This is a genomic window from Pleurocapsa sp. CCALA 161 (assembly GCF_003003995.1).
GTDB lineage: Bacteria > Cyanobacteriota > Cyanobacteriia > Cyanobacteriales > Xenococcaceae > Waterburya.
The window spans coordinates 20,151-38,445 of the sequence record NZ_PVWF01000050.1 but is presented as its reverse complement, the minus strand read 5'-3'; the positions used below and the strand labels follow the sequence as shown (position 1 = coordinate 38,445).

The following is an 18,295-nucleotide window of genomic DNA, read 5'->3' as shown; positions in this document are numbered from 1 at the left end:
CCTATGGTTATCAGGCGATCGCGCTCTTTGTCAAGATTAAAGCTTTATATTCCTTTACTCTAATCAAAGTTGATACGTTTTCTCTATATTCTAAGGTAAGTAACTTAAATATAAGATGCCAATTACAATTAACTTTCTCTCCATCTACGGCATAGTGTCATTAGTAGTTCACATTGTCGGAATTGCTAATGCTGCTCACGCGGTCATGAATGTCCGCTCTTCTAGAGGCGCGATCGCCTGGGCAATTTCGTTGGTTACCTTTCCCTGGCTAGCTATTCCCTTATATTGGATTTTGGGGAAGACTAGATTCCGAGGCTATAGCAAGGCTATGCGCAGAGTTTATCTTCAGCATCAGGAATCAATGCATTATGCCTACGATGAAATATCAGAATTTAAAGCGGAATTACCCGCTCAATTAGCTGCTGTAGAGAAGCTAGTTACTAATATTGATGACCTGGCTTTTACAAATAATAATGCCATTAAATTGTTGATTGATGGCAAGCAAACTTTCTCTCAAATGTTAAAGGCGATCGCCCAAGCCCAAGATTATATTTTGCTGCAATCTTATATTATTCACGATGATGAAATTGGTAATAAGTTCAAAGATGCTTTAATTACTAAGGCTCAAGCAGGCGTAAGAATTTATCTAATTTATGATGCTCTAGGCTCACGCAAATTAAACCGCACCTATCTAAACTCTTTGCGCCAAAATGGGATAGCAGTTAGCAGTTTCCGTAGCAGCAAAGGCAAAGGCAATCGCTTTCAACTAAACTTTCGTAATCATCGTAAGATCCTAGTAGTTGATGGTCATACAGGCTTTGTGGGTGGTTTAAACATTGGTGATGAATACTTAGGTAAAGATCCTCATTTTGGCAGTTGGCGAGATACTCACCTGAAAATTGAAGGTACGAACGTTAAATCTTTGCAAAGAACATTTTTGAGAGATTGGTATTGGGCAACCAAAGAATATCTTGAAGTGTCTTGGTCAGTATCAAAAAACCATCGCGATAATCAAACTGCATTTGTACTAGCAACTGGACCTGCCGATCCCTTGGACGTTTGCACTCTATTTTTCCTTAATTTAATCAATTTAGCCCAAGAGAGGTTGTGGATCGCCAGTCCTTATTTTGTCCCTGATGATTCAACACTCAATGCTTTAAAGCTAGCTGCTTTAAAGGGTGTGGATGTGCGAATTATTCTACCCGATAAACCCGACCATTTACTCGTTTATCTCTGTTCTTTTTCCTACTATGCCGAATTACAGCAGGTAGGAATCAAGCTATATCGTTACCGTTCGGGATTTATGCACCAAAAGATTATTTTATGCGATCGCCAACTGGCAGGTGTGGGGACAACCAATCTTGATAATCGCTCTTTCTTTTTAAACTTTGAAGTGATGATTTTTGCAGTTAAATGCGATCGCCAACGAAGCACAACTTCTCCCGATTTAGTTGAAAGCGTCGAGAAAATGCTCATAGATGATCTGAACGCTTCGCGTCTGGTTAACCTAGAAAAATATCAACACAAACCTTTTTGGTTTAGGCTATCGGCTGAGGTGTCTCGTTTGTCAGCACCAATACTTTAATAACCTCAGTTTGGGTTAAAAACGTTAATCCGTGGCAATAGCACGGGGCTGTGGCTATAAGCTATAAGCTTTTAAAATTGGCGATCGCAAATAAATAGTGTTCCTGAAGCGACACAGAGAGGAATTGTGACTAAATTGACAAAAGGAATACTAATTAATGCTAAACATACCAAGCCAAAACTACCGCTAGCAGGTAAATTTTTAAACACTATTTTAAGCTTTTGACGAAATTTCAATCGTCTTCTTTCTAGGCAAGAATCGATAAAATCTAAACAAACAATTGTTGTTGTTAGAATTAGTGAACCAATACTGGAAATAATTGTACCTACTCCTGGAAAGAAATTAATTAATACTAGCGGGATGCCAATTAAAGCAATTAAAACTAGCTTTTTAAACTCGTATAAAACTGCCCTACCTAAATCGCTAACTATATTTAGTTCAATTAGTTCTACTTTTCCTGTGCGATATTTTTCTAATTGCTCTGATAGTTGACCATACCAAGGTGCGCCCAAAAGTACGCCAAATTGAGTCAACAGAAAGCCCGTGGCAATTAAAAGAACGATCACTAAAACAAAGCGTAAAATCGCGATTAAGCCTGGAGCTACGTAGCCTAAAAAACTTAGCCATTGAGGTAAACTAGCCATCAATTGATTTAACCAGGTAGTTACATCTCCTTGAATATTATCAACAATTTGCCAACCAAAGTAGAGTAAGCCGCTATAAAGGGCGATCGCAACTATGATGTTAACTAAAATAGGAATAACAATATATTTAATTAAGCTAGGATTTTGTATAAAAGTAATTAGAGCGCGAAAAGGATAAGTTGCCCCATTAAGCGTCCCAAATCCTCCGAGAATTTTTGCTATGTTTTTTAACATTTAGATTGAGATAATCAATTACTGCGCTTTTTAGTTGAGTATAATACGTGAGTTAAACTTTAAAGAGCTAAAAGCTAGGAGCTAGTTAATAAACAGCGTAGTCTATTCAATTAAAAACTTCTGGAAATCATTAATTTTATTATTTATTAATTCTTGTTTGCTCTAAGCATCTAATTGTTTATTCTTGATAGTCACTTTGAATCTCAATTTCTAGAGTATCCTCGTCACAATAAATATATAGAACATTGGGACGACAGCATACTTGGCAATCTTCAGTATAAGACTGTTGCATCCCAGCACTAAGATCGACAAAGGTACCGTTAGATTCGCCACAAAAAGCGCAGATATATTCGGCAGTTGCTTGCATAATTAATTAAGTAAGTTTAACAAAAAATTGAGCTAAAGATTAAATTTTACACTCATGGTTATTTAGCATCAATTATTTGATTAAACCAAGCTTCAAAGCGATCGCCTAAAGCTGTCAAAGAGTACTCTGTTTCTGCCTGTTGCCGACAGGCAAGGCGATCAATCTGAGCTATTTTATTAATAGCGCTGGCTAGTTCTGACACATTATCTGGCTCAACTAAAAAACCTGTCTTCCCATCTCGCACGATCTCTGAAGGACCACCACGACGATAGGCAATAATTGGTACACCGCAAGCTAAAGCTTCAATCGCCACATTGCCAAAAGCTTCAACCCAACGGGGAGTCATCAGTAAAGCACGACATTTGCCTAATTCCTGCTGTAATTGATTAGTGTCTAAAAAGCCTAGATATTCTATTGGTGCTTCGGGAAAATCATTACAGATCTTTTCCCAGTAATCTCGATCCTCAATTCTACCCATAATCTTTAAAGGTGTGCCTGTCAAACTAACTGCCTTGACTGCATCTTCTAAAGCTTTTTCGGGAGCAATACGTCCTAACCAGGCTAGGCTTGTACTAGGATGATGATTAAATTGATAAAGAGATAGATCAATAGCACTACCGAGAATTTCGCACTGATGGGCAAAAGGAAAAGTATCAGCCTGAGATTGAGTATAAACGCCAAAAGTACCAGGATACTGCTCGATGATTTGCTGCATCATGCGATCGCTAGCATCAGTCATTGAACCCATACTAATAAAGTGAGCAATAGAAGTAGTAAAAAAAGGCGTGAGATAAAAAGGCAGCCAGTCAAAGGCAAAATTAACGATCAGATCGTATTTAGTCTGTACTTGTCTGGCATATTCCCACATATTCGCCAAGACTGAATTGTCGGGGATACAGATGGGAACATCTCTGTTTTGAGTCTGAACAGGAACTTGTAGATTCCCCTGGATGGTAGTTACTAAAATGTTAGTTAACCAAGATGCTTGAGGGGCGACGACTTCTAGCTGATGACCGCGATTAGTCAACTCTTGCGCCAAATTTTTTACCGTTAATTCAACTCCGCCTCCTTGTCCTGAGCCTAAAGAGCCAACTGAAGTAGATAAAAAAAGAATTTTTAAGATCATTTTTCAGTATCCAACTCGGCTAACAAATAAGCAGCTAAATCAAGATTCTCTTCGCTTTCTTTAACAACTAAATTATCGACTTCAGCCTGAGAATCATCATAAAACGTAGGTAGAGGGTTGGCATTAAGCTGTCGCAAGATCAAAATGGCGCTCTGACTTACTTCATAGTCTTGGTCTGACTGCATTTGCGCTATTTTGGTAATTATTGGCGAAACAAATTGATATAAATTTCTCAAGTCCCGCAGCGCTTTTAATCTAACTTCAGGATTTTCATGGTGGAGAGCAACAAATAGCTGGTTATTAATTGACTGATAACTGTGCTGATTAATTTGCATGACTGCTTCAAGAATCAGATTTTGAGCCAATACTCCCACTTGAGGCATGACTTTTAGTAACGGTTCAACACTGTAATAATTTTCCACCTTGGCTAAGTGCCAAATTGCTTGACGTTTAAGTTCAGTTTGAGCTGATACTGGCTCGTGACAGTTATCTATCGCCCGTAAAGTATTGATAAATTGCTGAAGCTTGTCAATATTAGCAAGGGAATTTGCTTGATTTACTTTATTCTTGACGGTTGATTTTTCTACTGCCAAGGAATTGTCAAGAGCTATATTTAGAACAGGTTTGGTTATAGCTACATCTTGCCGATCATTTTGGCGAGGATCAGACTCAATTGCTAATGTTTGGTAAGATACCGTAACTTTACTACAGTTATGTGCCTTGTTGACAGGAGGTAAGTTTGTAACAGCCTTATATTTTTGCTTGGGCTTACTAAATAAAATCCAGATTAAAAACAGAGCAATTGCCGAGATTAGAGTCATTGCTCCTAAAGCCCAAAAGCGATCGACTTGCGATATTGGGTTTGAATTCAACGATCGCTCAGGACTATTAGCTTTTTTTAGCTTTGGTTTTGACCAGAGATCGTCAATTTTGGTAGATTTAAGCTCATAACTATTTTTTTTAAGGTCAATAAATGTTGGCTGAAGTGGGGTTTTTTCGCTAATAATATTTGTTTTAGATAAGTTTAAGTTTGCTGCCCAACTATCCCCAGTATTAAAACTAGATAAGATAAAATAAATAATCATCAAAGCAAGGCGATCGCGAATCATAAACTATGTTTAACTACAGATAGTAAGTTTTATTTAATTTAAAAAGTACTAGCATTTTAATTTAATAATATAGCAAATACTTATTAAATCAATATTTTAGCATTGATAGATAATCAACTAAATCTTTTTTAATAACTAGATAAAAAAGCAAGAATTTGGGTCTTAGGATTAATAATTATTGTGGTAAAAAAACGTTGACAATTGACTATTAGACCTAAATTTGAAAAAAGCCTAGTCCTCGCGTTAGCATAATCTGTAGCTTGCATAGCAACAATATTTAATCCTATTTAATTCCAATGACAGATAAATTAATTAGAGCCGTGGCAGCCGATGGAGGAATTAGAGCAGTTGGCGTAATCACAACTAACCTCACCGAAGAAGCTAGACGCAGACATAAACTCTCCTACGTTGCTACCGCAGCTTTAGGCAGATCGATGGCATCAGGGCTATTATTAGCCTCAAGCATGAAGAAAGAGAATTCTAGGGTCAATATTCACGTTAAAGGAGATGGTCCATTAGGAACAATTTTAGCTGATGCAGGATTGGATGGTACGGTACGGGGCTATGTTCAACATCCGAGCGTAGAGCTACCGCCAAACGATCAAGGCAAGCTGGATGTGGGCAAAGCAGTGGGTTACAATGGCTATCTGCACGTAGTTCGGGATGTGGGTTATGGACAACCTTACTCCAGTACCGTGAATCTGGTTTCTGGTGAAGTAGGAGAAGATGTAGCCAACTATTTAGTAACTTCTGAACAAACTCCTTCTGCCCTTCTAGTAGGAGTATTCGTCGGTGATATGGGCGTTACCGCAGCAGGTGGTATATTACTGCAAATTATGCCTAAAGCAGCCAGAGATCAGTCTTTAGTTGAGCTATTGGAGTCTCGTGTATCTCAATTATCTGGATTTACGCCGTTGTTGCAGGCGGGTAAAAGTCTAGAAGAAATGATGCGAGAATTATTGGGAGATTTAGAATTATTTATCTTTCCTGAATCTTATCCCGTCAGTTTTTATTGTGGCTGTTCTTGGAAAAGAGTATTAGGCGCACTTAAAATGTTGGGAACAGCAGAGCTACAGGACATGATTGAAAAAGATGAAGGCGCAGAAGCAATTTGTCAGTTTTGTGGGGAAGTATATCAAGCCGATGAAGCACAACTAACTCAGCTAATTGCTGACTTAAAAAGCGAATGAAAGTTAGCTTAAAAGGTTTGACTTTAAGAAAATTACCTTTACAATCGGTTGGTCATCTAAAAGCTAATTGCAAATTGAGTGTAAAAAACTGTAATGATCGAATTAACTGGTTTCATGGTTTTAGACTCAAGAGCTAGAGATATGTCCTTGAGCAAAACTTCATTGACTTGACGCATTCACGATATATACTCAACAAAATCAGGTGATAAGATAAGTTACGATTTAACCGTTACGATGGGTAAATCAAACCTAAAGTTACTGGCATCACACTCAGATAATTTATGGCGATAAATCAAGAACCACAAAACTTTGGCTCAGATGCAACAGGCAAAGACTCAGAGCGTAAAGTAAAGAGTGAAAAACTGTTAAGGTCGGATTTAAAGAGCGATCTGCCAGATTTTTCTGAGAATGTTTTGATTCCAGTGACTTCTCAAAGCCGTATGCCTACGACTCGTCAATCAATTACTCAAGTTAAGCATCCCAGAAAACCATTTTGGCAGATTTGGCAGATTTGGGGTATTCTGCTGGTGTTGTGTTCTGGGGCTATTGGCTATAGTGCCACCTCAATGCTGCTTAAACTACCAAAGACCCAAAGCTGTAATAAAGTCTTTTGGCCGTTTGCCTCAGCCTCAGTGCGTCTCTACTGCGCTCAATCCGCTGCTGAAGATAAAGAACTCGAAGGTTTACTTGCAGCTATCAAATTGGTGGCAGATTTACCTAAAGACCATCCTCTCAGACCAGAAATTGACCGCAATATTGACCGCTGGGCAACTTCAATTCTAGAATTGGGAGAGGCTCAGTTTCAGGCTGGAAAACTAGATACAGCGATCGCCACTGCCCGAAGAATTCCTGGCAATGTCTCGGCAAAGAAACTCGTTGAAACGAAAATTGAGCAGTGGAAATCGATTTGGTTAGAGGCAGAAAAAATTTATCAACAGGTAGAGCAAAAGCTGCGGGAAGCTGATTGGAACGGTGCATTCACCTGGGCGGTTCGTCTGACAGATAGCTCTAATGAATACTGGGCAACGACCAAATATGAAGAAAGCGTCGATCATATCAACATTGCTCAAGAAGAAAACGCCAGCATCACCAAAGCGCAGACTCAAGTTTCTAATGGCAGCATTGATGATTTGCTCCTAGCGATTGATAAAGCAGATAATATTAAGCAAAATAGCTATGCTTATCAACAGGCTCAAGAAGTTATCGCTCAAGCCAAAGAAAAACTAGTTGCTATTATTGAACAATTAATTGAACGCCAAGAATGGCAAGAATTACTTCGGCTAACAGGGCGTGTTCCTAAAAGCCTCAAGCTAGAAAAGCGTAATCAAGATTGGCAGATATTAGCTAATGCAGGCTCTAGCGCCAAACTAGATACGGTATTTGGCATGGAAGAAGCAATTGAAGAAATTAAAAAATTAAACAAGAACAGTGAATATTATCAGTTAGGTCAAAATCTACAAAATCGCTGGAAGCTAGAAACTAAAGATATTGTTCATCTGTCCAAAGCCAGAGATTTAGCCAGAGTAGAGACGATTCCTAATCTCAAAGAAGCGATCGCCGAAGCAGAATTGATCCCTAGTGGCAATCCTCGCTATGGTGATGCCCGTAAAGAAATAGCTGGTTGGCGCGGGCAAATCCAAACGATTGAAGATCAACCCATTTTAAGCAGAGCGAGAGAATTGTCCTATGGCAATAATGTCAATGCTTGGCGCAGAGCGATCGCTGAAGCCAGATTGATTTCTAGCAACAGCCCTCTATATGATGAAGCTCAACAAGATGTTAGATCTTGGCAAGCTAATATTCAGCGGGTTGAAGATCGACCAATTTTGGATCAAGCGGAGTCTTTTGCCAATGCCAATAACTATCCCGCAGCCATTGCTTCAGCGAAAAGAATTGGTTCAGGCAGATCTTTATACTCCGAAGCTCAAAGCAGAATTGCCACTTGGCAACAGGAAATAGACGGGCAAAGATATCTACGCGAAGCTACCGAATTGGCTAGTCAGGGTACGCCAGAAGCTCTAGCTAGAGCTATTAGAACTGCTAGACAAGGCTCTACTAATAGTTCAGTTGGTTTTCAGATGATACAGGATATTAACGAATGGTCGGAGCAAATTCTTGCCATTGCTAGGCAAGCTGCTGATGATTCTCTAGAAAGGGCGATCGCGATCGCCCGACAAGTTCCTTCTGGTACAGATAGCTATATTCCCGCCCAAAAAGAAATTAAGATCTGGCAAATTAGACTCAATCCACCTCAGCCAGAAGCGATCCCCCCTACCTTTAAGCTAGATAAACTGGAAAAAGATCGACAAGATGAGGAAAATTAAGCCAAAAATTTAGGTTTTTAGGTTCTTATTTTCTTAAGTCAATATCCATGCCTTCACGGCGTAAGCGTAGATCGTAATAAATTACCGCCTTAATTGCTTGCCAGAAAGGAATCATCAAGGCTCCTCCTGCAAAAGCTAGCAGTAAGTATAATATTGTGCCGATAGCTGCAAGACTGGGGGCATTCTCCAATCCTGCGCCAATCAATGTTTGGAAAATTAGGCTGGCTATATTAGTTACTACCAGAATTGGTAAACTAATCAAAAATCCGATTAAGACGATTAATTGAATTCGACCAACAGAACCTTTAGTTAAGTTCCAACTTCTCTTAATAGTACTTGTGGCAGTTACATTTTCTTCTACCGCCAAAGGCAACTCTACCAGGAATAACCGAGAAATAAGCCATAACAAGCCAAATACAAATAACAGCAACGCAACAATAATTAGTAAGACACCTGCTACCATGCCAATTGGCGAATTTTGGTCAAAAATAAAACCTGCCATTGCCCCCACCAGACCAATAATGATGGAGAAAGGAATTATGGCGACAAATAAGATTAGACCAACTAAGATGCCTGCAACTAAAAAATCCCACATTTTGGGCTTGACATTACGTTGTGCATCTCTAGCTGTTTCTGGCTGTTCGGTAACCTCTTGATATGCTAAACGCGCAATCATGCCCATCATAGCTGAATATTTAGCCCAGCCATAAACTGGGACTAAGATCCACAAATATCCTAAAAATGCTGACTTGAAATACTGTTTAAAATTATCACGATAAATTCTTAATCCAGCGCTGACAACATTTCCTACACTTAAAGGTTTCATAGTTAATCTTTAACTCCTAAAGGCAATTTATCTAGCTCAACTAATTACAGATAATTAAGCACTAATACTTCATAGTTCAATCTTGCCCGAAAAAGCTGTACAACTAACTATTAGGTTAATTTAAGATAACTATTGAAGCAAATGAGCGATCAGGTAATAGGTATAGATTTGGGGGGAACAGCAATTAAACTGGGGCGTTTCTTACAGGATGGCACTTGTTTGGCAACAATTTCTCTTCCCACTCCGCAACCAGCCAATCCGCAACTGGTCGTCAAGGCGATCGCTCAAGGAGTTAAACAGCTTAATCTAAATCATGCTTGTCAGGCGATCGGTTTAGGGATGCCTGGTCCGACAGACAAAACCCGACGTATTGCCAGAAAATCAATCAATCTCCCTGGCTGGGATGATGTTCCCGTTGCTGACTGGCTGGAGGCGCAAACAGGATTGCCTACCGTGTTAGAAAATGATGCTAACTGCGCTGCTATGGGGGAAGCTTGGTTAGGCGCTGCCAGAGCATTTACAGATTTTATTCTGTTGACTTTGGGAACTGGTGTTGGGGGCGGAATTTTCCTCAACGGCAAATTGTTTACAGGTCGCGATGGTGCAGCAGGAGAATTGGGTTTAATTACTTTGAACCCCGATGGTTATCCTTGTCGCAGTGGTAATCAAGGCTCATTGGAGCAGTATGCTTCTATTGGTGCAATTCAGCGTCGAACAGGTAAAGAACCCGCCGAAATGGGACAATTAGCTCAAGCAGGAGATCCCGCAGCGATTGAATTTTGGCAAGATTATGGGAAGGCTTTGGGAGCAGGACTGGCTAGCCTCGTCTACGTGCTTACCCCTGAAGCGATCATCATTGGCGGGGGTATTGGTGCTAGCTGTAAATTTTTTCTGCCCAGTACTTTAGCTGAAATCGAGCAACGAGTAGTCTCTCCTTCTCGTGTCGGCTTGAAGTTACTTCCTGCTCAGTTGGGTAATCAAGCAGGTATGTTGGGTGCGGTTAAACTGATTTGGAACGAGATTACGGAACAACGAATCTCGTTATGAACTTCAATTTTATGATGATCAATACTTATCTTTAGTGGTCTGCAAGCGATCGCCCGTTCTAGTTTGGATTGAGATTACGGTTTTCACTACCAATATTAGGTGAAACCGCAACAATTGCATCTTGTTTATAAATCAAGTTTTTGTTACATTAATTTACATACAGAAACAAAACTTACACGAGTAGAGGTCAGTTATGACAACCTTATTAATTGCAGTAATCTTGATTGGCTGGACGGCAGCAGCAATAATTGGTACTCAAGCTTATTTTCGCGGCGAACAAACAAAGCCAATTCACGAGCGCAACCTAAAATCTGAATCCTTCGAACTATTGGCTAAATCCTTTACAGGACAAGACACCGATCACGGCAATCGCATCCCTGCTTTTTCTTTGGATACCTACACCAGTAATAATCTAACTAAAGTTTAAAAAATAAAATTTCTTAAACTTTAAACTGAAATAATTCTCCTCAATAGCAGACAATCCTGAGAGTCAACCAGCGATTAAGTTAAGTTTAAAACCTAGCCATAACCGCAACCCAACTTTCAGGATTGTTTTTATTGTTATTAATCTCTGTATAGCTTAAATCCCCAGTGCAGCAACTAGCTTTGATATCTCTAGTTTTACCTATAACTATAAATCAAGTGATTCAAGCACTTTAAACTTGATTTGCGCCCATTTATTACTCACTTACTCAGCAGTAGCCAATTCTGTGCTGCCACGAGTACGACGACGAGTTAAAGTATTAAACAGCATCACGCCAATCGCTTTAACCAAGTTACCTTCAAGTTCCTGGAACAATTCCATGTTTTTGCCAAAAGCTGCATTAGCTTCATCAACAATTTTTTCTGCTGTAGCCTGATCGATGGGTAGCTCATCCATGGCTGCGCGATAGTTATTTTTAAAAGCTTTTTCATCAGCAATACCCTCAAACTCATAAAAAGCTGTCCCCTCACCATCGGTAAGATTCATCGCTCTTTGAGAAATCTTCTTCAGAATTTGCCCACCAGATAAGTCACCCAAGTAACGAGTATAGCAATGAGCCACAAGTAATTCGGGTTCTGTTTGAGCTATTTCGCGAATGCGCGCCACATAGGCTTTACCTGCCTGAGTATTTTTTGCTTGTTCGCGCCAGTTAGCACCGTAATAAAAATGTAAATCTTGTTCTAAACTTTGTTTACGGTTTAGCTCGGGAAAATAAATTTTAGACAATACAGGATGGTCTTTTAGTCGCTCCATTTCTTCTTCCATTGCTGAATAGACGAAATAAAGACTGGTCACCAGCTTGCGATAAGACTTCTTTTCAACTACTCCTTTGAGAAAACATTTAACAAAACCAACGTTTTCTGCCATGGTGTGAGACTTTTTTGTCCCTTCGCGCAACATTGTGGCTAAATTAACGCTCATACTAAATTCCTTATTTTTATGATTGATGTACCGATTTTATTTTGTAGCCAAAGATTCAAAAACTACCTAGTTTGTTAGCGTAAACTGAATTAATGGCAATTGCTATTAAGAATTTTTACGTTTAGGGCACTCGTTTACTAAAAGCCTTTAGGTGGGATTCTTAGGGATGAATCAAACTAATTAATTCTTCAGTGCGAATCGAACTAGTAGTTAACTGCTCCTGCATAAGTAGCTAGGCATAATTAATTTAAAGACTTATGTGAGGTAGTGGAGTAGTGGAGATAGGGGAGAAAAATAAGAATTCGTTATTTTATATTTAATTTCACCTAGCTACTTAATATTGTGACCGTATACTGTGGTCTTGTCTAACTCTTAACTGTTTGAGTTTAAACTAGAGAAATATAAATAAAACTAACGACTGACTATTCTTATCTTGATAATGTTGAGAACAAGTCAGAATATTTGTTTGATTCTTTAATAAATATTAAGACAATTTTTTGTCTCAAAACTTAGCTTTGTCATGATTAATTGGTGTAAACAAAATACGCTACTATTACTGATAACCTCCTCTTTTTGGAGTGGACAATCATCTGATGTTGCCGACAGTATAGTCACAAGAGCTGAATGTCGCAATCTTAACACTACTTATCAAAACGTATATAGTTTTGAAACAGAGAATCACCACATAAACATTTGCCAGGTGGGTAAAAAATTTTATTATTATCGTCAATCTAAACTAGATGCTAATGATAATTTACTAGTTCCTGCTGAAGCTTTAGTTCGAGGCAATATTTTTCTGGCCAAGGCGGGGAAGATGACTTATTTTGTCGGTATGGATAGCGATCGCTATTATTCTTCTGTCATGTCAAATAACAATGAGATTGTGTTTGAACCACAAATTTCTGCCTCTTCTGCCTGCACACAAGATTCTGCCCAGGCGAATAATCGAAGTAATTTACCTACAGATTTGCCGATCAATTACAGTCTTGAGCGAGTAAATAATAATAGTTTGAACAGCGCTAGTTTTGATTTGAATTATGCAGATTTTGAGCAAATAACGATCTGTAACCCCGCAAAATCTCTAATGCCACCTTTTGTGATGCTGGAATTGAAATAATAGCTAATAGCTAAATCTTATTTCTTAGAGAGGGTGACTGTTCCATCTTGTAACCGTTAACCGACTTGGGAATGTTAATGGCGGGCTTGTTTAAAGCTACAGCCAACATGACGCTATCAGATAAATTTTCCCTTGAGCTGGGAGAGTGAGCCACTTTTAAACCTGAAGGCATAATTCCTATAATCAGGCTGGTTATAGTAGCCAAACAAGATGCCGCGATCGCGCTTCCCCCCAGCACCAGTCTGCGTTGACGACGCTGACGATCAAGAGATTGAAATACTTGCTCTGTAATTTCTCCTACTGTTTTTTGGTTAGGAGGTGCTTCTAAATTATGTATCTGGCTCTGTAAAGCCAATAGTTCGGTATAAAGGGTTTTGATTTGAGGATCTCGATCAATCCAGGTTTGTACTTGATGTCTTTGGGTTGGCGATAGCTCCCCATCAAGATAAGCACTAAGTAGCTCAAAACTATCGCTAGGTAATTCCAGGTGGTTGAGGCTAACCATATTACCAGGTTTTAAATCTTCAAATTTGGATGTCATTTTGGCATCACCGCTATCAAAAAATGTGAAAAATAATATTTAACTGAATCAACAGTATCTTTAATTGATAAACAGCCCAAAATTCAAATTCAATTTGATTGAATTGATTTTATTGAAACTATTTGTCATCCGCTTATATTTACTAATCTACTCTTCATCAAGATATTTTTGCAATACTGATTGAAGTTTTAATCTAGCCCTAGCAATTCTGGATTTTACTGTTCCTAAAGATACTCCTGTCATTTCGGCAATTTCTTCATAAGGCAGCCCTTCAATTTCTCGCAATACAATTGTCGTTCTAAAAGTTTCAGGAAGTTGAGATATTGCTGTCCGCAAATGCTCGTAAAACTCTTGAGTTGCCAGATCGTCGCTGGGGCTAGGGGCATCATCAGGAAGTTCCCAACTCATCTCCCCATCGTCAATATATCGAGGTGCGTCTAAAGACAAGGGAGGATTTACTCGCTTGCGCTTGCGTAACTCATCGTAAAAAAGATTAGTGGCAATGCGACTTAACCAGCCACGAAATTTAGCAGGTTCTTGTAAACGGTAGAGATTGCGATAGACTCGAATCCAGACTTCTTGGGCTAAATCGGCTCGTTCTTGCCAATCTGGAGCTAAATGATAAAACAGTCGATTGAGATGAGACTGGTATCTTCTCAGCAATTCCGCAAAAGCTGCCTTATCTGGCTGGGCATCTGCTTGGCAAAAAACAATAAGCTCGTAATTAGAAAGTTTTTCAGGAGACACTAAGCTTTGATTGCTCATCTTAGCTTTTGACCAGGATGCAGAAAGAGATAGACTCATACTACTTAACTAACCTCAGTATAGACTTTCTAGATGTGGTTTCTAGACTAAAAAATAACTATAAAAGTTCCCAGGGAATTGATTCGGCGATCCTAGATCGCGAGCAAAAAATTAGGGTAAATTGCTATTTTGTTCATAGCTAGGAGCATAGTCTTTTAATAAACTGCTGAGTTGACTTGCCACTTTAGAATCGTTTTTATTGCTAATTGCCTGTCTTTCAGGAAAAAATTCTGGTCGATCTAAATAGCGAGCGATCGCTTCAGCAACCTGTTTTTGAATTAGATTTTGTAGCTCTTGTCTGGCTCTTTGACGCTGATAGCTAGCCCCTTCTTCGGTAGTGGCATACAAAGGGGGTAAACGATTAAGAGCATAGGCAGCAATATCCCCTACATCTAGAGAAGAATCACTGGTTTGTTCAATTTCTGCTACACGGGTGATGGCTTCACTGAGAACCAATTCTTCCATGACGTTAATAAACTGTTTACGAGGCATAGCTACCACTTCTCCTGTAAGCAGGAAACCCATGAGTTTATCCAAAGCCATGTATTCGTCTACTGATAACTCTGCTGCCGTATCACAAATTTTGCCTACCTCAGCTTCCATGCTAGGGGTAAGAAAGCCATCCCGTAAAGCTTGTTCAACGATTGAATTAATTCCCATGATTAAAATTTAGATATTGTATAGATAAATGCAAATCTAGCTCATCCTTCGCACTATCTTAATCTCTATTTTCCTGAATCGGAACAATAGTTTGGCTAAAAATCTCATTTCCTGAACGTAGTAGTGACAGTAATAAGTCTTGAAAATCAGCAGTTCTAGTCTATCGCCCCAAACCGCCAGGGTACAGGATCTACTGACACCTGATTAACATACAAACCCCAATGTAAGTGGGGCCCTGCGGAAGCTCCAGTATCACCAATTGTGCCAATACGCTGTCCTGCCTTAACCATTGCTCCTTCTGTAACTTCAATATCTTGAAGATGCATAAAGATACTCAGTACTCCCTGTCCGTGATCGATGCCAATCACATTACCGTGAACGTGAAAGCCTTCATCTTCTCGACCAACGAGGCGAACTTGACCTGCGGCAGGAGCAACTATAGGTGAGCCATAACCTCCAGCATAGTCAACTCCTTTATGATAATAATCTTCGGCAAAGACATTATTGTAGTAACGACGAACACCAAATCCTGTCGAAATGCGACTGGCATTAGGGCGAATAAAAGCTCCTTGCCAAAATTTTTGCGGAGTAACTAAATTTTTAAATGCTGCCACCCGATCTAACTCTAGCTGAGTTGCTGGACGAGCAGCACTGCCAGTTAGGGTGATTCGCTGTACGGGAAAAACTCTGTTTTTCAACCAAACTCCAATATTGCTGGTGGTATTATCCCCTTCCACTTCTACCGTCATTTTTCCAGGAGAATTAAGGGGTGAAGTCGGAATAAAAGCGCGATATTGATCGTTGTTTTTAAATACAGGCTGCTCCTGTTGATTAACTTTGACAGTTGGTGTACTACTGGGATCATCGGTCTTGACCAATACTGAAATCGTGTCTCCTAACTGAGGTGTTGGCGGAGAAATCTTGACCTCTAAAGCTTTAGAAGGGGAAGCGATCGCCCAGAGTAGAGTGGCAGCAATTCCTGTCAGGGTGGGTCGAAAACGATCAAACATACTTAATCTTGATGATTGGTGGAGGCGCTTAATGACAAATATTGATTTAATTTAGAGTTTATATCAGCTTTTGCCAAATTATCTCGATTGTTGCGAATTATGATTGCCAATAGTAGCAAGGTAACAAGTTTTTTGTAGGATATTGAAATAGGGCAGTTTCCGTCGCCCATCTTCCTCTCTTGAGATTAAGGGAGCTAGCATGATTTTTGCGGGAGTGGTTTTTAACTAAAAATTTTATAGATGAGTATTTCTAAATCTGTGGTGCAGCAGTTGCTTGATAATTGCACAGGCTGGCGACCGCAAATGTACTTTAAGTCTTCCTTAACCGCCCTGTCTCATGCGATGGAGGATCTGGTATTAAATGATTTTGATACGCCTCTAGTAATTGCTAGCTTTCAAAGAGAGCGTTTTTATCGTCAAGAATCTCATCGTTATCGGCGGATTGCCCAAAAGTCCTCTCAAGTATATGTTTTAGCTGCCCCAGAAACAGACTTTAGTAACGGCTCTGGGGACTATGAAACCATTGCCTTTCGACCTGATGATGCCCTGGCTCAAGAGTGGCATTTGGTGATTATTGGACAGCACTATGCTAGCTGCTTAATTTGCCGTGAGCGGAATGTTCCTGCCACTGATAATAAATACGTCTCGGCAATGGATACGAATCGTCGCTTTGAAGGCATCTGGACCTTTGATCGCTTTGTAACGATGAAGGCTGGCAAAATAATGCTGTCCAGGATTGCTCTATATCGACCAGAATTAGCCGATAAAATTGCTCAAGCCCATGATTTATATATCACCGATTCATCAATAACTCAGCCTACAGTTCAAATTGATTCTCCTCTAGCCAACCCCGATCCCTTTGTGCAAAGGCTAGTAACTTATCTTCAGGCTAGCCAATATAAATTACTTAAGGCCAATAAATCTTTGGCAGTTAAGCAGCAAAAAGAACAACTGTTAAATTCGGTGACTGATGCCGTGAGGCGATCGCTCAATACTAAGCAAATTTTGCAGGTAGCGGTACAAAAACTCGGAGAGGGGATCGAAGTCTGTCGCTGTATTATCTATCGTTGTCATGAAAATGACGCGGTAGCTACTATTGACCGAGAATTTACTAGTCCGGGAATTAAGTCGGTTAAAGGACAAAAGTGGCAGTTAGCTAATAATCCCTTATTTGAAGAAGCGATCGCCACTACCGAAACAGTGAGGGTTGATAACACTTTTGAAGATGAGCGTCTGACCACAGTAGCTTGGGAGCGAGGCACAGGAGAGTTTTTTGAGAATTTAATTCAAAATTATTCTATGTCCTCCTGTCTACTAGTGCCAATTTTTTACCAGGGTAAGTTATTAGGCGTAATGGAACTTCATCATTGTGCTAATGAGCCAATTGCTTGGAAACCAGACGATATTGCCCTGGTAGATGCGATCGCTACTCAGGTTGGGGTGGCACTGATTCAAGCAGAAGCCTATGCTGACTTGGAAAACCTTAACGAACAGCTAGAAGCTTTAGACCGCACTCGTTCCAATTTAGTAGCGATCGTCGGGCATGAGCTGCGTACTCCCCTGTCTACAATCCAAGTGTGTTTGGAAAGTCTGGCTAGCGAACCAGATATGGCATCGGAATTGAGTCAGATTATGCTGGATACCGCTCTTAAAGATGCCGAAAGAATGCGTAACTTAGTGCAAGATTTCCTGACTCTCTCTCGGCTAGAAGGAGGTGGAGTGGAATGGAATATCGAAACTTTATCGATTAGCGAATGTATTGACTTGGCAATCAGTAACGTTAAGGCGCGTAAATTAGAACAGTCCATGCCCCAAATAAAAAACTTCACTTCCCCTGAAGATCTTCCTCTGATTGAGATTGACGGTGAATGGCTAGTAGAAGTATTAGCCAAGCTACTAGATAATGCCTGCAAATTTACTCAAGCTGACGGCACAATTGCGATCGCCGTTAAAGCTGGTGGGGGAAAAACTCTAGAAGTAACTGTTGCCGATACGGGAAGAGGGATTGAGACGGGCAGCTTAGAAACTGTTTTTGATCGTTTCTATCAAGAAGAAGGAGCTTTACGCCGTAGTGCGGGAGGAACAGGGTTAGGTTTGGCAATTTGTCGCCAGGTGGTAAAAAACTGGGGGGGCGAAATCTGGGCAGAATCCCCAGGCAAAGACCAAGGCAGCATCTTTCACTTTACTATCCCCCTTAAAGCAAGCAAACACAAATCACCACCCAAAAATTCTCTTTCTGCCAAATATCAAAAGAGCATCCAAAAAAGTAAGCAAAAGCAATAGAATTAACTCGCAGCACTCAAAAT

17 protein-coding genes are annotated in these 18,295 nt (G+C 39.9%); 7 read left to right on the top strand and 10 right to left on the bottom strand.

Annotated features, from left to right (window positions below; genetic code table 11):
* Nucleotides 1–115: 115 nt before the first annotated feature.
* On the top strand, nucleotides 116–1,585 hold the full coding sequence (gene cls / locus C7B62_RS13505; protein ID WP_106237013.1) for a cardiolipin synthase: 1,470 nt from the start codon (nucleotides 116–118) through the stop codon (nucleotides 1,583–1,585).
* Between the two features lie 71 nt (nucleotides 1,586–1,656).
* Here cls and C7B62_RS13500 read toward each other — a convergent pair whose 3' ends face one another.
* From C7B62_RS13500 to C7B62_RS13485, 4 genes are all read right to left on the bottom strand, one after another.
* Nucleotides 1,657–2,463 carry an EI24 domain-containing protein gene (locus C7B62_RS13500; protein ID WP_199194187.1) on the bottom strand — a complete coding sequence of 269 codons (807 nt, stop codon included), beginning with the start codon at nucleotides 2,461–2,463 and terminating at the stop codon, nucleotides 1,657–1,659.
* 178 nt (nucleotides 2,464–2,641) lie between these two features.
* Nucleotides 2,642–2,830: a CPXCG motif-containing cysteine-rich protein gene (locus C7B62_RS13495; RefSeq protein WP_106237010.1), complete on the bottom strand. Its 189-nt coding sequence runs from the start codon at nucleotides 2,828–2,830 to the stop codon at nucleotides 2,642–2,644.
* A 58-nt stretch (nucleotides 2,831–2,888) separates the two neighbouring features.
* Nucleotides 2,889–3,956, bottom strand: a complete 1,068-nt coding sequence (locus tag C7B62_RS13490) for a glycosyltransferase family 4 protein (protein WP_233219951.1) — start codon at nucleotides 3,954–3,956, stop codon at nucleotides 2,889–2,891.
* Complete coding sequence (locus tag C7B62_RS13485; RefSeq protein ID WP_106237008.1) at nucleotides 3,953–5,065, bottom strand: hypothetical protein; 1,113 nt, start codon at nucleotides 5,063–5,065, stop codon at nucleotides 3,953–3,955. Before C7B62_RS13485 ends, C7B62_RS13490 begins: the two co-directional genes overlap by 4 nt.
* Nucleotides 5,066–5,361: 296 nt before the next feature.
* On the opposite strand from C7B62_RS13485, the gene hslO reads away from it, so the two are divergent.
* Both hslO and C7B62_RS13475 read left to right on the top strand, forming a co-directional pair.
* Nucleotides 5,362–6,255: an Hsp33 family molecular chaperone HslO gene (hslO, locus tag C7B62_RS13480; protein ID WP_106237005.1), complete on the top strand. Its 894-nt coding sequence runs from the start codon at nucleotides 5,362–5,364 to the stop codon at nucleotides 6,253–6,255.
* A 281-nt stretch (nucleotides 6,256–6,536) separates the two neighbouring features.
* Nucleotides 6,537–8,579 (top strand): chromosome segregation ATPase, encoded by a 2,043-nt coding sequence (locus tag C7B62_RS13475; RefSeq protein WP_106237003.1) that lies wholly within the window; start codon nucleotides 6,537–6,539, stop codon nucleotides 8,577–8,579.
* Nucleotides 8,580–8,604: 25 nt separating this feature from the next.
* On the opposite strand, the gene C7B62_RS13470 is transcribed toward C7B62_RS13475, so the two are convergent.
* On the bottom strand, nucleotides 8,605–9,405 hold the full coding sequence (locus C7B62_RS13470) for a DUF975 domain-containing protein (protein WP_106237001.1): 801 nt from the start codon (nucleotides 9,403–9,405) through the stop codon (nucleotides 8,605–8,607).
* A 141-nt stretch (nucleotides 9,406–9,546) separates the two neighbouring features.
* On the opposite strand from C7B62_RS13470, the gene C7B62_RS13465 reads away from it, so the two are divergent.
* Nucleotides 9,547–10,452, top strand: coding sequence for an ROK family protein (locus tag C7B62_RS13465; protein ID WP_106236998.1), 906 nt, complete (start codon nucleotides 9,547–9,549; stop codon nucleotides 10,450–10,452).
* A 193-nt stretch (nucleotides 10,453–10,645) separates the two neighbouring features.
* Nucleotides 10,646–10,879 carry a photosystem II protein, Psb35-related gene (locus C7B62_RS13460; protein WP_106236995.1) on the top strand — a complete coding sequence of 78 codons (234 nt, stop codon included), beginning with the start codon at nucleotides 10,646–10,648 and terminating at the stop codon, nucleotides 10,877–10,879.
* 261 nt (nucleotides 10,880–11,140) lie between these two features.
* Here C7B62_RS13460 and C7B62_RS13455 read toward each other — a convergent pair whose 3' ends face one another.
* Nucleotides 11,141–11,857 carry a heme oxygenase (biliverdin-producing) gene (locus C7B62_RS13455; protein WP_106236993.1) on the bottom strand — a complete coding sequence of 239 codons (717 nt, stop codon included), beginning with the start codon at nucleotides 11,855–11,857 and terminating at the stop codon, nucleotides 11,141–11,143.
* Between the two features lie 520 nt (nucleotides 11,858–12,377).
* Between C7B62_RS13455 and C7B62_RS13450 the strand changes: the two genes are divergently transcribed.
* Entirely contained in the window at nucleotides 12,378–12,974 is a 597-nt protein-coding gene (locus C7B62_RS13450; protein WP_106236990.1) for a hypothetical protein, read from the top strand.
* Between the two features lie 10 nt (nucleotides 12,975–12,984).
* Here the strand turns inward: C7B62_RS13450 and C7B62_RS13445 are convergent, their stop codons facing one another.
* From C7B62_RS13445 to C7B62_RS13430, 4 genes are all read right to left on the bottom strand, one after another.
* Entirely contained in the window at nucleotides 12,985–13,515 is a 531-nt protein-coding gene (locus C7B62_RS13445; RefSeq protein WP_106236988.1) for an anti-sigma factor, read from the bottom strand.
* Nucleotides 13,516–13,662: 147 nt separating this feature from the next.
* Nucleotides 13,663–14,319, bottom strand: a complete 657-nt coding sequence (locus C7B62_RS13440; RefSeq protein WP_106236986.1) for a sigma-70 family RNA polymerase sigma factor — start codon at nucleotides 14,317–14,319, stop codon at nucleotides 13,663–13,665.
* A gap of 111 nt (nucleotides 14,320–14,430) precedes the next feature.
* Nucleotides 14,431–14,979, bottom strand: a complete 549-nt coding sequence (locus tag C7B62_RS13435) for a late competence development ComFB family protein (protein ID WP_106236983.1) — start codon at nucleotides 14,977–14,979, stop codon at nucleotides 14,431–14,433.
* A gap of 155 nt (nucleotides 14,980–15,134) precedes the next feature.
* Nucleotides 15,135–15,989, bottom strand: coding sequence for a M23 family metallopeptidase (locus C7B62_RS13430; protein ID WP_106236980.1), 855 nt, complete (start codon nucleotides 15,987–15,989; stop codon nucleotides 15,135–15,137).
* 240 nt (nucleotides 15,990–16,229) lie between these two features.
* On the opposite strand from C7B62_RS13430, the gene C7B62_RS13425 reads away from it, so the two are divergent.
* Nucleotides 16,230–18,272 (top strand): DICT sensory domain-containing protein, encoded by a 2,043-nt coding sequence (locus C7B62_RS13425; RefSeq protein ID WP_106236978.1) that lies wholly within the window; start codon nucleotides 16,230–16,232, stop codon nucleotides 18,270–18,272.
* The last annotated feature ends 23 nt before the right edge of the window (nucleotides 18,273–18,295 follow it).